Genomic DNA, 15,396 nt, shown 5'->3' with positions numbered 1-15,396 from the left:
GAAGCAGGACACACACCATGAGCAGCGCCAAACTGGTTGCAGAATCAGGCAAGATACTGGACGTCGCCTCCAAGGACGCGCCGCTGACCGTGCGCGGACTTACGGTATCTTATGGCAACAAGCCGGCTGTGTTTTCCGTTGACGCATCGATCCCGGCGGGCTCGATGACCGCGATCATCGGTCCGAACGGTGCCGGCAAGTCGACCTTCCTCAAAGGTGCACTTGGCGTGGTGCCGCGCCTTTCAGGCGAAGTGCGCATTTTTGGCAAGCTGTTTGAAGATGCCCGTGATCGCGTCGCATACGTTCCGCAACGCGCCAGTGTCGATTGGGATTTCCCGGCGCGCGTGATTGATGTCGTCCTGATGGGGCTTTATGGATCGGTCGGGCTGTTTCGCCTGTGGCAGGCGCGCCATCGTGAACAGGCGATGGAGTGCCTGAAACGCGTTGGCATGAGCGATTTCGCCGAGCGCCAGATCGGTCAGCTTTCCGGCGGACAGCAACAGCGCGTTTTCCTGGCACGTGCCTTGGCGCAGAATGCAGAGTTCTATTTGCTCGATGAGCCGTTTGCCGGCGTCGATGCCGCGACTGAGCGTGCGATTGTCTCGGTGCTGAAGGAACTTAAATCCGAAGGCCGCACAGTCGTCTGCGTGCATCATGATCTTTCGACCGTGGCGGAGTATTTTGACCGGGTTCTTCTGATCAATGTCCGGCGCATTGCCGAAGGCCCGGTCGAGACGACCTTTACCGCCGAGAACCTTCAGGAAACCTATGGTGGTCGGCTTGCTGCCACCCATATCGATGAATTGCATCTGGCGTAACGCACATGGGATTTGGTGATTATTTCATAAGCGCCCTTTTCCTACAGGCTGGCTATAACAGCGCGCTTGTTGCAATCGGTGCGGGCTTGCTGGGCCTTTCGGCCGGCAGTGCCGGGGCCTTCATTTTCCTGCGCAAACGGGCCCTTGTTTCCGATGCGATCAGTCATGCCACCCTGCCCGGTGTCGGGCTCGCCTTCATCATCATGGTGGCGTTTGGCAGTGACGGGCGCTGGTTACCGGGGCTTATTCTGGGATCAGCGATTTCATCGGCCATCGGGCTTTTGATGGTCGAATGGATCACACGCAAAACCCGCCTGACCGAGGATGCCGCCATCGGTGCCGTTCTGTCGGTATTTTTCGGATTTGGCATCGTTCTTTTGACTGTCATCCAGACCATGTCATCAGGCCGTCAGGCCGGGCTTGAAAATTTCCTGCTGGGTTCCACCGCCGGGATGCTGATTTCAGAAGCCACCACAATCGCCGTTGCCGGGGCCATGGCGGCCGGCTTTGTTTTCCTGCTTCGGCGTCCGATGACGCTGGTGGCGTTTGACCCGGAATATGCCGCGACCACCGGGGTTAATGTGCGCAATATCGATCTTGCCATGATGGGGCTTGCCCTGATTGTCACCGTGATCGGGCTTAAGATCGTTGGCCTTATCCTGATTGTCGCGCTTTTGATCATTCCGCCGGTGGCTGCCCGTTTCTGGACCAATCAGGTCGGCAAGATGATCGGCATTGCCGCCGTCATTGGTGGTCTTTCAGGTTATGTCGGGGCGGTGTTATCGGCCGCGCACGCAGCACTTCCGACCGGTCCGATCATTGTTCTGGTGGCCTTTGGGTTCTTTATGATCTCCGCCCTGTTTTCGCCGTTGCGTGGCGGGCTGGCGTCCGCCCTGAGGCATCAACGGTTTCAGCGCCGCGTGCATCGCCGGCAAGGCTTGCTGTCGCTGGCGCGCCGTGAACCGATCTATGACGGGCTGACCATTCGCATCCTGCGCCGAGCCGGAATGATCCGTGCAGACGGTGTTGCCACCGCACGCGGCCGAATTGCGGCAGAAAAAGCCGCCCGTGACGAAGCCCGCTGGGCAATGGCACGCCGCATGCTGCCCGATGATTCCACTATTGAACGTTATGACGGGCTGACCCCGATTGAACGGATGATGACCCCGGACCAGATCGCCGAGATTGATCGCATGATCCAGAACGCGCAAACCACCCAGGGAGCAAAGGCATGATCGATAATCTGATCACAGCCCTTGGCGCGGAGTTTGTGCAGCTGAGCCTGACGCCGATTGTGATTGGCACGCTGGCCGCCATTGCCTGTGCGCTTCCGGGGAATTTCCTGTTGCTGCGTCGGCAGGCCCTGATTGGCGATGCGATCAGTCACGTTGTCCTGCCCGGTATTGTCGCAGCCTTTCTGGTGACCGGCACTATTACGGCTGTCCCGATGATGCTGGGCGCCGGGGCGGCGGCAATCATTGCGGTGGTGATGATCGAAATCGTCAAGCGCCTTGGACGGGTTGAACCGGGGGCCGCGATGGGGCTGGTTTTCACCACGCTGTTTGCCGCCGGTGTCTTGTTCCTAGAAATAACCGATACCAGTTCGGTTCATATCGATGTGCAGCACGCGTTGCTGGGTAATCTGGAAAGCCTGATCTGGTTTGATGCCGAAGGTTGGGGATCTCTTGTTGATCCGGCTGCCCTTGCGACCCTGCCACCGCAATTACCGCGTCTGGCGGTTGTTCTGATCGGCATCGGGCTGTTTATTTTCCTGTTTTGGAAAGAATTGAAAATCTCGACCTTCGATGCTGCCTTTGCCGGGGCGATTGGTATTCGTACCCGCGCGCTTGGCTTTGCGCTGGTGGTGGCAACAGCCGTTGCCGCCGTTGCGGCCTTTGATGCGGTCGGGTCGATCATTGTGATTGCGATGTTTGTCTGCCCGCCAGCCAGCGCGCGACTGATGACCAATCAGTTGGCCCGTCAAGTTGGCTGGTCGGTCGTGTTTGCAACAATCTCGGCCATTCTGGGCTATGTCTTGGCGGGATACGGTCCGGGCTGGTTCGGATCGCCCTATGCGGTCAGTGCCGCGGGCATGATCGCGACTGTTTCCGGTGTGATCCTTATTCTGACCTGCCTGTTTGGTCCGCAACGCAAACGCACCGGCCAACAGGCCGAAGCCTGACAGTTTCCAGTCGCACCATTGTGCAAGCACGGGCATAGTGATCCTATGATTGCATTGGCCCAAACAACCCTTCAGCGGATTGGCCTGATCGCGACGCTGGTTTTGGCCAGTGCCGGGGCCAACTGCGCACAGGCGGCCGAGCCCACAGCAACCACTGCTAACCTGGCAGCGGAAATCCGCGAGCTTGGCGATATCGAGCTGTTAGTCTTTGACGGACGGGAAGACTTTTTAAGACAGATCGACAACGCACTTGGCCTTGGCAATATCAAGAACCCGGATGAGACCTTTGCCAAACTGCCGCGGTCGCCCTTCACCGTTACCGGACGGAAAGGGGATGACGCATTGGCTATATGCCGGATATTCATCCCGGCCAAAATCACCCCTGAAAGCCATACCGAAATCTTTGCCGAACTGATGCGCAACTGGTTTGGCACAAAGCTTAGCTATGCCAGTAATTCTGACCTGACCTTTCGCTGGCTGATCTTTCATGAGGTGCGCCATTGCCAGCCCGATCACTTTGGCGGTGATGAGCTAAAAGACCATCAGGACGAACTCGAAGCAGACCTCTCGGCTTTTGAATATCTGGCGAATGCACAGAACCGCAATGCGCTGGCGGCTGATATCGCGGCCTTTCGAGTGATTACCTCCGCCCTGTTCGCTGAGCGCAGCCACATGGTCGGTTTGTCGCTGAGGCATGCCCTTGAAACACCTGACCAAATGGTGCCGTTCAGTGCCAAGGACGAAATGGCGGCATTCCAGACAGTCCGCCAACAAATCGGCAAGCGGGCACAATTAATTGCCACTGCCGTTACCCCGACAAATCGTGAACTGATCCGCGCCATTACTGAACTGCGCCAAGCGGTCGACCAAGGAACGGAGACGAAAAGTAACAGCCTTGCTGGCGACATTCTGATCGCACTGGATGACGCAATCGCGCATTTTGCCCCCGAATTGCATCAGTCGGTGGCAAATATCAGGGCGAACTGATTGCACAAAAACTTGGCGCCCTGGTTCAGCGACCAGTCTTGCGCCAGAATGTCATGGCAAGACAGCGATCGCGATCCAAACCCAACTCTTTGCTCCAATAGGTGTGAACTGGCTTGTAATCGCCCTGCTCCACCCCGGCCCAGCAATAGATACGATCACGCGCATCGGGCATTTCAACCGAACGAATGGCATCCTGAATTAGGCTGCGCACGACAGGTTGACGATCATCACGAAACAGCCATTCAACCTGTATCTGGCTGTTGGTGGGTATTGAAATGACATCTGATTTGCTTCCGACTTCGATGATCGCATGGCCCGACACATGATCGGGCATCTCGGCCAAATAACGCCCGATGGCTGGCAAGGCGGTTTCATCGCCGGCAAACAGCATCCAGTCTGCTTCGGGCAATGCGGTTCCCAGCGGACCGGTCATCGCCACCAAATCCCCGGGGCTAGCATGCATGGCAAAGGCCGAACCCGGGCCGTTATCGCCATGCATGACAAAATCGACATCGATCCAGCCCGCCTTGGCATCAATTGCACGGATCGTATAAACGCGTTGTTCGATGGTGTTTTCACCACTGGGCCAGACGGGCATGCCGTTATCGGCAAGGGTCGGCCATTGCGGATTTTTCTGCCCACGCGGTGGGATCAGAAGCCGGACATGGATGCTGCCCGTGTCATAGGCATCAAGATTACTGGCATGAAGGCGCACGCGTCGCATATGCGGTGAAAGGTCGGTGATCTCGCCCACTTTCAGCTCGCAGAAATTAGGAAGTTTACCGTTGCTTTTGCCCGCACCTGTCCAGCGGCAATCAAGGTCAGCATCGGGTGCAGCCCCCTGCAGGATGGAAATGATCGCCGACTTCATCTGGATGACGTCGACCTCGGTCTTCGCACCGACTTCGACCTCAAGTGTGGTTTCCGTGCTGCTGAGCTGAATATGGCCGATGGAAACCGAAATCCGCGTTTGATCCCCATCCCCTGTGACCTCACAATCATGTTCACGATAGAACGCGGCGGCCTGTTTGATCAGGGCGGCACTGTCTGGAAGTGCGATACGCGTTTTGGCCGTCAGAAGCGATGTGGACATGGGGGCTCTCGGATAAAGGGGGCGCGGACAAGATGTGTTTGTCTGTAATAATAACAATGATAGGCATTCTCAATAAAAATTATCATTGATTTTAGCGGTGCGTGATAGATGTTTGGCACATGCGTTTGCCCTGTCAGTGGCGGCAAGCGCGACCTTGATCTGTTTATTGGAAGTCTGAACAAAGCGATGCCTGACAAAATCCGCCGTCTGAAATCATTCGAGTTTCCCCTTGCCGTTGAATGGGCCGCCAAAGAGGGCTGGAACCCCGGCCTTGCAGATGCAGAGGTGTTTTTCAACACCGACCCGGAAGGGTTCTGGGGCGCGTTTGACAAACAGGGGCTGGCGGCGGTCATTTCAGCAGTCCAGTACAGCTCGGACTTTGGCTTTGTCGGCTTTTATATCTGTCGTCCGGACCGTCGCGGGTCTGGCCTTGGCTATCGCCTGTGGCAAGCGGTGCTTTACGGTAGCGTTCCCAAAACCATCGGTCTTGATGGCGTTGTCGATCAACAGGACAATTACCGCAAATCGGGTTTTGAGTTTGCCCATCGTAATATCCGCTATGGCGGTGTGGTTGAAGCCAATGTCGAAACACCAGATGATCTGTTCACACTTGCGGTCGATGACATTGCCATTGTCGATGCGTATGAGCAGACCTGTAACCTGTTCGCTGAAAGCCGGATTGAGTTCCTGCGTGGCTGGATTGGCAACGAAAAACACAAAGCCCTTGCCCTTAAGGGCCCGATGGGGCTTCGCGCATATGGCGTGATCCGTCCGTGCCTTGAAGGTCACAAGATCGGACCACTGTTTGCCCCCGATGCCAAGGATGCAAAAACCCTGTTTGACGCCCTTTTGCAAAGCCGGGATGATCAGGGTGGCAAGGTTTATCTTGATGTGCCAGAGCCCAATCAGGCGGCAGTTGATCTGGCGACGGCCCATGGCATGGTGCCGGAGTTCGAGACGGCGCGCATGTATAAGGGGCCGGCACCAAAGCTTGATCTTGCTATGACTTTCGGGATTTCGTCGTTCGAGCTGGGCTAGTTTCGGTCAAATTTTTCGGAAAATTTCACCGTTAAGTCCTTGCAAACATCAGAAAATGTCAGAATTCCGGTCCTGTTTGTGTCTGCTTGCTTGGTGTAAAACCAAACAGCCCCGCCACAGGAATAGAATTCACTTATTCTTAGGGCGGGGTTGAGTGCTGTTCAAAAGTCTGGCAACAAACATTTAACGCCAAAAGTATAGCCTTGGCTAAACCATCGCCATAGCTTCATCATCTGGCGGCTCTTTTTGTGGCCTGCTTTTGGCCTTTGTCGCAAGAAGTTGCTGCAAGCATATGGAAAACCAGTAACACAGTCCCAATTTCAGGAGTGTAGTCCGCGTTTCATTTCCATCTGGCAGCCTTTCAAGCAGACAGATTTCATCTGTGTGTCTGTCAGACCATTAATTAGTGTATGACCCGCCACGTATCGCCTGCCCCGCTTGGTACCGATGCGTTTGACGAACTTGTTTTAAGGCCGGATTTTAAAACCGACATGGATATAGCGACACTTATTGGAATTATCGCCGGGATGGGCGTTATTTTTGGCGCCATCTTGATGGGTGGCAGCCTTGATTCCTTTGTCGACCTTCCATCCGTCATGGTGGTGTTTGGCGGAACAGCAGCAGCAACCCTGATCAAATTCCCGATGCGTGACGTTATCAAGTCGCTCAAGATCGGCATCGGCATTGCGTTCAAAAACCCCAAGGAAGATCCGCTTTCGATCTATGAAAAGGCGATCGAACTTGCCGGCATCGTCCGCAAGAACGGTCTTTTGGGGCTTGAAAGCGTTGAAGTCGAAAACGAGATCATGGCGCGCGGTATCCGCATGTGTGTGGATGGTCACAGCGGCGAGGTCATCCGCAGTTCTATTTCAAGCGAGGTGGAAAAATCCATCCAGAATGACGAGCTTGGCGAACTGATGTTCCGTGGTATCGGTGATACTGCCCCGGCATTTGGCATGATCGGAACACTTGTTGGTCTGGTGCAGATGCTGGCCAACCTTTCAGACCCGGATGCCATCGGCCCGGCCATGGCAATTGCCATGCTGACCACGTTCTATGGCGCTGTTCTGGCCAACCTGATCGCGCTTCCGGTTGCCGACAAACTGGCCCTTAAGGTTGATCGCTTGAAAAACACCAAACAGCTGATCATTGAATCCGTGGTGCAGATCCAGGCAAGCCAGAGCCCGATGGTCATGAAGGAAATCCTGGGGCCCTATCTTCCGGGTGGCATTCCGGCCGATCCTGAAGACGGCGGAGCATGATCATGATGGCAGCGCGCATTCAGGCAGCAGACTGGGCATAGGCGATGGCAAAGAAACCAGCAGCAGGCGCACCGGCTTGGATGGCGACATTCGCCGATCTGATGTCGTTGCTGCTTGTCCTGTTTGTGCTGTTGCTGACCTTCGCCGAGATGGATGTCATCCGCTACAAACAGATTGCCGGTTCGGTCAAGGCGGCCTTTGGTTTTTCCCAACAGGATCAGCTTGCCGGGGTGATTGAGCTTGATGGCTCGATCGTTGGCAAATCGCTTAGGGCGCCAACACCCGATACCCCGCGCGTGGTGTCGGAAATTCCGCCGGTGGAGACCCCCGAGGTTGAAAGCGACGAAACCGACAGCAAGGAAGAAAAGGCCGAGGCGCTTGAAGAGACGCTTGGCAAGGTTCTTGATAACATGGGTCTTCAGGATCAGGTCGGGCTGGAACGCATTGACGGCGAGGTTGTCATGCGTTTCCCCAACGAACTGGCCTTTCCGTCCGGATCATCCGGCATGACAGATGAATTTGCCGCCATCCTGAACCGCGTTGCCCCGGTGATCAACCAGACGGCCGGCGAAATTTTTGTCGCCGGTCATACCGATAACGTTCCTGTTTCGGCGTCGTCTCCCTATATATCGAACTGGGACCTGTCGGCGGCACGTGCGACATCGGTTCTGCATTTTCTGATCGATCAGAACGGCACGGATCCAAGCCGCATGGTCATTCAGGGATATGGCGACAGTCGGCCACTGGCGACCAACGATACCCCCGAAGGCCGTGCCACCAACCGTCGGGTGGAAATTACCATTGAAATGGTCGAGACCAATTACGACGCCAACGGCGCCTCAGAAGGCGGCGGATTCAGAGCCCCGTCAAACGGTGGAGAAGACTTTGATGAAGGTGCAAATCCCGGAACCGGTGATGCCACCAGCAATCCACCCCCTGAAACACGGCGTACTTTCAGCATTCCGTCAGACAGCCCCTGACAGAAATCTGCCAACGGGACCTGATCCAAAAAACGCGTGAGCAAAGGGAACACCGCCCATCATGGCGAGCCATGCCAACAAGAAAAAGACAATCCTGTATGCCGATTACAGCGAACGGAACATCAACGCAGCGCGGGCGGCGGTGGAGCCCTTTGGCTTTGGCCAATTCGTTGACTGTGACGACCGCGAACGCACGCTCGAACTGATTGCCGAGCTTAAGCCGGATCTGGTTCTGATCGGTCTTTATCTTGATGGCATCCGCGGTATTTCGACAATTCGCGCCATTCGCGACGCCGCCACACGAGAAAATCCGCACGGCGGTATCGTCCCGATCCTGCTCGGCGCGCCGAAACTGGATCGCCGGGGCATGCGCGATGCGGTCGACGCCGGGATTGAGGGCGTTTTTCGCCAGCCGATTGATCCCGAACGCCTGACCAAGATCATTGAGACGGTCCTGAAAAAACCACGCCGGTTCGTGCTCGAAGAAAACTATTTTGGCCCCGCGCGGCCACAGGACCTTGCCAAACTGGCGACTTCAAGTGCCGCCAGCGCGAGCGCAAAGCCAAAAATTCCGACGGCAACGGTCCCTGAAAGCATCGAGACTTCCGAAACACCGGAAAACGATGGTGCCGGACCGAAAACGCAAACAAAGCCGGCCAAACCGTCGCCTGCCATCGGCATGCCGACAAATTTCGACATCGCCGATAGCCGACCACGCCTGAATGGGGCCGGTCAGACATTTGGCGATGGCGAGCTTGTTGGTGTTCCGAGTGCGCGTGACAAACGCACGTGTGCACAGAACATAGAGGCCCTGCAATCTGCCAAAGAAGTCCTGCCTGCCGCCGTTGCCAGTGACGAAACCAAGCGATCTGATGCCGCCGACGAACCGATTGAGGCCGAGGATGACACCGCCGCGGAAGACGAGGAACTCGTCGAGATTGACCTGCACGCGGCGTTGATCAGTCACAAGCTTTGGGTTGATACCGGCGGGCGCGAAGGGGCTGTGATGTCCATCGAACATGCCGACCTGCGCGAGGCCGAGCTGGAAGGCATTGATCTCAGCCGGTGTGGATTGCCGTTTGCCAGTTTCCATCGTGCCAATTGCAAGGATGCGGTATTGCGCCGCTGCAACCTGGTTGCCGCTGATTTTGGTGAAAGCAATCTTGATAACGCCAACCTGGCGGCAAGCCGACTTTCAGGCGCACGGTTTAGCAAGGCGATGATGCGCAACACGGTATTTTTGGGATCGGACCTGTCGAATGCCAATTTCCGGGGCCTCAAGATGGTCAATTGTGATCTGAGCGGCACCAATCTGGCCGGAACGGATTTCCGCGATGCGGATCTGAGTGGCACGCGCGGGCTGTTTGCCGAACAAATCCAGCGGGCACGCGTCAACGCCAATACCCGCCTGCCCCACGACCTGAAACTCCGCGATTAGTCGAGATCACAGACCATATGCAGGCTGGGAAAACGGAAGTCCGGCGCAAAAGGCGCTTCGAAATCACCGATCACCCGAAAGCCAAGTGATTCATAAAACCGCCTGGCTGTGAGCGTGGAATAGCATTCAAAGCGCGTGACATTTTCCGATGCCTTGGCGTCGCTTACGCAGCGATCAAACAGCATACTGGCAATGCCCTTGCGCGCATGATCGGGATCGACGGCGAAATGCCGGACATGGGCCAGCCCCGGTTGAACATCACCTTCCCGGCTTCCGGGCCGAACCGCCGTCCAACCGCCCGCGCCAACAACCTCACCGGCCTCCGCCCTGGCGATGTAATAGGTGCCCGAACTTAATAACTCGAGCTTGGCAAAGGTGAGAAACGGCATGGCGCGTTGAAGCACTTCCGGCGCATAGTCAGGGGCCAGAAACGTCGCATAAGACCGCGCAAACAAGGCACGGATGGCCGGGGCATCATCAAGGGTCGCGATATGAAGCGTGATCGCCGCCATTTGCTTTCCTACCTGCGGCCAAACATCTTTTCGATGTCATGAAGCTTCAGCTCGACATAAGTCGGGCGACCATGGTTGCACTGCCCGGAATGCGGGGTCGCTTCCATCTGACGCAAAAGCGCGTTCATTTCATCGGCATTAAGCTTGCGTCCTGATCGCACAGACCCATGGCAGGCCATGGTCGCACAGACATACATCAGCCGGTCTTTTAGCGCCATTCCCTGCCCCAGTTCGGCAATTTCATCGGCCATGTCGCGCACCAATGCACCAACATCGACCTTGCCCAGCAAGGCCGGCACTTCGCGGACCACGATGGCACCGGGGCCAAACGGTTCGATCACCAGACCCAGTTCGGCAAATTCTTCGGCCCGGTCCGCGATACGGTCAGCCGATGCTTCATCAAGCTCAACCACTTCGGGCAACAACAGTCCCTGTCGCTTAACGCCGTTTTCGGCCAGATCGGCCTTCATGCGTTCATAAACAATACGTTCATGGGCGGCATGCTGATCAACAATCACCAGCCCGTCGCGGGTCTGGGCGATGATGTAGTTGGCATGCACCTGCCCGCGCGCAGCGCCCAACGGATGATCAACAAACTTGCCTTCATCGGTGATGTTATCAATCCGTGCCGACGGGGCAGCCGCGGCCGCAAAGCCACCACCCGCCATGTTAGCGCTACCATCAGGCCTACCAAACTCGCGCCCGCGATCAAACAGGCCGCCATAATTCCCCTGATTTTCCATCGGTGCCTGGGCGGCATAGCTGCGCTCAATCGCGGCATGGCCCGGTACGCTTGGCTGATACTGGCCGATGTTAAACCCGCTACCCGCCCCCGTCCGATGACCGCCACCATACGGAAGTGAGGGTCCCTCACCTTCGCGACGCACAGCACCCAGTGCCATGTCGGCAACCGTGGTTGATGCCCGATGCCCGGCCCCGGCCAGTGCATGTTTGAGCGCCCCGACAATCAACCCACGCACCAGCCCAGGATCACGGAACCGGACCTCGGTCTTGCCGGGATGGACGTTGACATCGACATCCCGCGGGGTCAGTTCAAAGAACAGAGCCAACAACGGATGGCGATCACGGGCGAGGAAATCCTGATAGGCCCCGCGCACGGCCCCTTGCAGCAGCCGGTCCTTGACCGGGCGACCATTGACGAACATGAACTGCATTTGGGCATTGCCACGGTTAAGCGTCGGCACCCCGGCATAACCGGTCAGGCGGATGCCTTCACGCTCTGCCTCGATCTGAAGCGCGTTATCCTGAAATTCGCGGCCCATGACCGCGCCGAGCCGTTTCAGGCGGGCATCAAACAGATCGCCTTCGCAGGCCGGGTAATTCAGGATCGTTTTGTTGTTATCACCACTGAGTGTAAATCCGACATCCGGGCGCGCCATGGCAAGGCGATCCATGATTTCGCGCGCATACATCTGTTCGGTCCGCGCAGTTTTCAGGAACTTGAGGCGGGCTGGTGTCGCATAGAAAAGATCGCGCACCTCAACCCGCGTGCCATAGGGATGGGCGGCTGGTTCCGGTTCGCCCTTGGCCCCGCCTTCAACGGACAGTGTCCAGGCGTTCTCAGAACCCCGCACCCGGCTGGTCAGGCGCATGCGCGACACCGATCCGATGGATGGCAAGGCCTCGCCACGAAAGCCCATGAAACCGATATTAAACAGATCATCATCGGGCAGCTTGGATGTCGCGTGGCGTTCGACCGCCAATGCCAGTTCATTGGGCGTCATACCCTTGCCGTCATCGGTGACGGACAAAAGCGTGCGACCGCCATCACGCAGATTGACATCAACGCGCGTCGCCCCGGCATCAAGCGCATTTTCCACCAGCTCCTTCAGCGCAGCCGCAGGCCGTTCGACCACCTCACCGGCGGCAATCTGGTTGATCAGGTTCTGTGGCAGGACGCGCAGGGTCATGAAGGCAATGCTCGTGATGTTTATTTGGTTGAGATGAACCTATCAAAGCACAAAGCGCGGCGAAATCCCTTTCACCGCGCTTTGTGACATTTAAGGTCTGGTCTGCGATCAGAAGGCCAGATCACCTTCGGGCTTGCCCACCACAGTCACTGTGACATTGGCCGGATCCATCAGATTGGTGGCCACCCGGTTGACGTCATCAAGACTGACGGCATTGACCATGTCATTGCGGCGATCAAGAAAGTCCATGCCAAGGTCTTCCTTTTGCATACCCACCAGCATGCCCGAAAGATTGCCAAGGCTTGTAAAGCGCAGCGGGAAGGCCCCGGTGAGGTAAGCCTTGGCGTTATCAAGTTCTTCCTGGGTAATGCCGTCCTTCTTCATCTTCGACCATTCGGTGCTGATCAACGACAGGCTTTGACCAATCGCATCATTGCGTGTGGCAACCCCGCCCATCATCAGATCGGCATGATCCAGATTGGCAAGGTAGCTGTAAACGCCATAAGCCAGCCCGCGCTTTTCACGGACTTCCTCGGTCAGGCGTGACGAGAAACCACCGCCACCCAGGATGTAGTTCATCACATAGGCGGCATAGAAATCCGGATCATGACGTTTGATGCCCTTCTGGCCCCAGATCGCCTGGCTTTGCGGGATGTCCTGCTGCACCACGTCCAGTGCGCCAAATTTTGGTGTCACATCCGGGATGGTCGGAAGATCGGCATGGTCTGGCAGACTGCCAAACGCCTCGTCAAGAAGCGGGCCGAGTTCTTCGGCCGTGATGTCACCGGCGACCCCAATGATCAAATTGTCCTTGGCAAAGGCCCGGCCGACAAAACCACGGAAGTCATTGGCATTGAGCCCGGCCACGGTATCAAACGTGCCCGACACCGGGCGGGAATAGGGATGATCGCCAAAGATCGACGTAAAGAAAGTCCGGCTGGCAATATCGCGCGGATCGGTTTCGGCCCGTTTAAGGCCCGAGACAACCTGTGCGCGGATCCGTTCTACGGCCTCGTCATCAAAGCGTGGCTCGGACAGGGCCAGACGCAACAGATCAATCGCAGTATCGCGTTCGCGCGTCAGGGTGGTCAGCGATCCGGCAAAGTCATCGCGCCCGGCATCAAATGAAAGACCAATCGACCGGTTTTCCATTTCGCCCCGGAAGGTCTGACTGTCCATCGCACCTGCACCTTCGTCAATCAGGCCCGATACCATATTGGCAAGACCAAGCTTGCCATCGGGGTCGGTTGCCGCCCCCGCACCGGTAAAGGCGATATCCATGGTCATCAGGGGGTTCATATGATCTTCGATCAGCCAGGCGCGAATGCCGCCATCCGACACCACTTCCTGAACTTCAACCGCCTTGGCCTGTTGTGCGAAGCCAAAGCCCAGTGTCGAGGCAAAGGCCACACCGGCGATCTGTTTAAACAGCTTGTTCATATCAGTGCACTCCTTCGCCAGAGGTGATCGGAAGGGCCGCACCAGCCCCGGTGACCGGGCCACCTTCGGGCGGCATCAGCCAGCCGGTGACAGATTTCTTGGCATCGAACACCCGTTTGGCAGCGTCATTGACCTGATCCACCGTCACGGCCGAAATCCGGTCCGGCCAGCTTTCGACCTGATCCACGGTCAAACCCACCGCAAGTGACTGGCCGAGCACACGCGCACCGGCCGATAGCGAATCACGGGCGAAAACGGCACTATCAAGCAGTTTCTGCTTGGCCCGGTCTAGTTCATCTTGCGTCACACCATCGGCAACGACCTTGGCAATTTCGGCCTCGACCGCCTTTTCAAGGTCGGCGAGGTCAACATCACCGCGCGGAACGGCATAAACACCGAAGCTTGCGAGATCGACCGCGACCGGGTCGTAGAAGGTGCCAACGCTTGATGCGATTTCCTGATCAACCACAAGGGCCCTAAAGAAGCGGCTGGTGGTGCCCGATCCGATGATTTCGCTCAGCACATCAAGCGGTGCGGCATCAGCCGCATCGGTATTATAGGACGGTGCCAGATAATAGCGCGACCAGGATGCCTGACCGACCTGCGGGTCACGCATGGTGACCTTGCGCGGGGCATGCTGAACCGGTTCCTGAACACGGTTGCGGGTCATGTCCTTGCCGCGCGGGATAACGCCGTAATATTTTTCGGCCATTGGCAGCAATTCATCCATGGTGATGTCGCCGGCAACAACCAGAATGGCGTTATTGGGCGCATACCAGTCGTGATAGAAATCAAGCGCGTCTTCGGTGGAAAGGGTTTCCATCTCGTTTAACCAGCCGATAATCGAACGCCCATAGGGGTGCGCCATATAAAGGCTTGCCCGCATCTGTTCGCCCAAAAGCGCCCCCGGGCTGGTATCAAGCCTAGACCGGCGTTCTTCGATGATCACATCGCGTTCGGGCAGAACCACATCGTCTGAGAGTTTCAGATTGGTCATGCGGTCGGCTTCCATCTCCATAACCAGATCAAGCCGGTCTCGTGCGATGTTCTGGAAATATCCGGTATAGTCCCAACTGGTGAAGGCGTTGTCATTGCCGCCATTGCGCGCAACTATCTTTGAAAAGTCGCCCGGCGCCATATTATCGGTCCCCTTGAACATCAGATGTTCAAGGAAATGGGCGATGCCCGATACACCTTGGGGCTCGTCGGCCGAGCCGACCTTGTACCAGACCATATGGGTAACGACCGGCGCACGGTGATTTTCCACCAGCACGACCTGAATCCCGTTATCAAGGGTTGCGGTTTGCGGACTGAATACCGCCGCACGTGACAGGCCCGGCGCAAGCGCCAGGGTAAGTGCGGCCAACAAGATCGCAGGCAAGAAGCTGCGCGTCTTGGATCGGAAAGTTTCAGGAATTGTCATTGTGGCGTCCCATTCCAATTCAGGTATGGTTGAGCAAAGAGGGGGCATGAATGCGGCGGATCCACAACAGGGCGAGCGCATTCAACAGACATTTCTTAAAAACCGAATATGACAGAACAAGGGCGCGAAACCATCGCGCCCTTGTCTCAGGGTCCAAACTCATTCACATGACCGCCCCGGCAACTGATATGAGAGAAAAAACTAGGAAAAGCCCGCAGATCGGGGTGATCCCCGGTCAAGGGATTTGACGCAGAGGCTTTCTCTCATATCAGTTGTCCTCCGGATCACCCGG

General features: G+C 56.8%; 13 protein-coding genes. 8 read left to right on the top strand and 5 right to left on the bottom strand.

Annotated features, from left to right (window positions below; genetic code table 11):
* The first annotated feature begins 17 nt into the window (after positions 1-17).
* From TH2_RS05015 to TH2_RS05000, 4 genes are read left to right on the top strand one after another with little or no spacing between them, the layout of a single operon-like run.
* On the top strand, positions 18-818 hold the full coding sequence (locus TH2_RS05015) for a metal ABC transporter ATP-binding protein (protein WP_008889319.1): 801 nt from the start codon (positions 18-20) through the stop codon (positions 816-818).
* A 5-nt stretch (positions 819-823) separates the two neighbouring features.
* A complete protein-coding gene (locus TH2_RS05010) occupies positions 824-2,053 on the top strand; it encodes a metal ABC transporter permease (RefSeq protein WP_008889318.1) in 1,230 nt (409 codons plus the stop codon).
* Complete coding sequence (locus TH2_RS05005) at positions 2,050-3,000, top strand: metal ABC transporter permease (protein ID WP_008889317.1); 951 nt, start codon at positions 2,050-2,052, stop codon at positions 2,998-3,000. Before TH2_RS05010 ends, TH2_RS05005 begins: the two co-directional genes overlap by 4 nt.
* A 45-nt stretch (positions 3,001-3,045) precedes the next feature.
* Complete coding sequence (locus tag TH2_RS05000; RefSeq protein ID WP_008889316.1) at positions 3,046-3,987, top strand: hypothetical protein; 942 nt, start codon at positions 3,046-3,048, stop codon at positions 3,985-3,987.
* A 25-nt stretch (positions 3,988-4,012) separates the two neighbouring features.
* On the opposite strand, the gene TH2_RS04995 is transcribed toward TH2_RS05000, so the two are convergent.
* On the bottom strand, positions 4,013-5,080 hold the full coding sequence (locus TH2_RS04995) for a siderophore-interacting protein (protein WP_008889315.1): 1,068 nt from the start codon (positions 5,078-5,080) through the stop codon (positions 4,013-4,015).
* A gap of 186 nt (positions 5,081-5,266) precedes the next feature.
* On the opposite strand from TH2_RS04995, the gene TH2_RS04990 reads away from it, so the two are divergent.
* From TH2_RS04990 to TH2_RS20465, 4 genes are all read left to right on the top strand, one after another.
* Positions 5,267-6,118 (top strand): GNAT family N-acetyltransferase, encoded by an 852-nt coding sequence (locus TH2_RS04990; protein ID WP_040822875.1) that lies wholly within the window; start codon positions 5,267-5,269, stop codon positions 6,116-6,118.
* 491 nt (positions 6,119-6,609) lie between these two features.
* Positions 6,610-7,380, top strand: a complete 771-nt coding sequence (locus tag TH2_RS04985; protein WP_040822872.1) for a motility protein A — start codon at positions 6,610-6,612, stop codon at positions 7,378-7,380.
* Between the two features lie 44 nt (positions 7,381-7,424).
* Positions 7,425-8,360: an OmpA family protein gene (locus TH2_RS04980; RefSeq protein WP_081579271.1), complete on the top strand. Its 936-nt coding sequence runs from the start codon at positions 7,425-7,427 to the stop codon at positions 8,358-8,360.
* 61 nt (positions 8,361-8,421) lie between these two features.
* On the top strand, positions 8,422-9,798 hold the full coding sequence (locus TH2_RS20465) for a pentapeptide repeat-containing protein (protein ID WP_008889311.1): 1,377 nt from the start codon (positions 8,422-8,424) through the stop codon (positions 9,796-9,798).
* Here the strand turns inward: TH2_RS20465 and TH2_RS04970 are convergent.
* The 4 genes from TH2_RS04970 to TH2_RS04955 form a co-directional block, all read right to left on the bottom strand.
* Complete coding sequence (locus TH2_RS04970) at positions 9,795-10,310, bottom strand: GNAT family N-acetyltransferase (RefSeq protein ID WP_008889310.1); 516 nt, start codon at positions 10,308-10,310, stop codon at positions 9,795-9,797. The two genes, TH2_RS20465 and TH2_RS04970, sit on opposite strands and share 4 nt — an antisense overlap.
* Positions 10,311-10,318: 8 nt before the next feature.
* Entirely contained in the window at positions 10,319-12,241 is a 1,923-nt protein-coding gene (gene mutL, locus TH2_RS04965) for a DNA mismatch repair endonuclease MutL (protein WP_008889309.1), read from the bottom strand.
* A 108-nt stretch (positions 12,242-12,349) separates the two neighbouring features.
* Positions 12,350-13,681 carry a M16 family metallopeptidase gene (locus tag TH2_RS04960; RefSeq protein ID WP_008889308.1) on the bottom strand — a complete coding sequence of 444 codons (1,332 nt, stop codon included), beginning with the start codon at positions 13,679-13,681 and terminating at the stop codon, positions 12,350-12,352.
* A 1-nt stretch (position 13,682) separates the two neighbouring features.
* Entirely contained in the window at positions 13,683-15,104 is a 1,422-nt protein-coding gene (locus tag TH2_RS04955) for a M16 family metallopeptidase (RefSeq protein WP_008889307.1), read from the bottom strand.
* Between the last annotated feature and the right edge of the window lie 292 nt (positions 15,105-15,396).

Origin of the sequence: Thalassospira profundimaris WP0211 (assembly GCF_000300275.1) — a bacterium.
GTDB classification, from domain to species: domain Bacteria; phylum Pseudomonadota; class Alphaproteobacteria; order Rhodospirillales; family Thalassospiraceae; genus Thalassospira; species Thalassospira profundimaris.
This window is presented reverse-complemented; position numbering and strand designations above follow the sequence as displayed.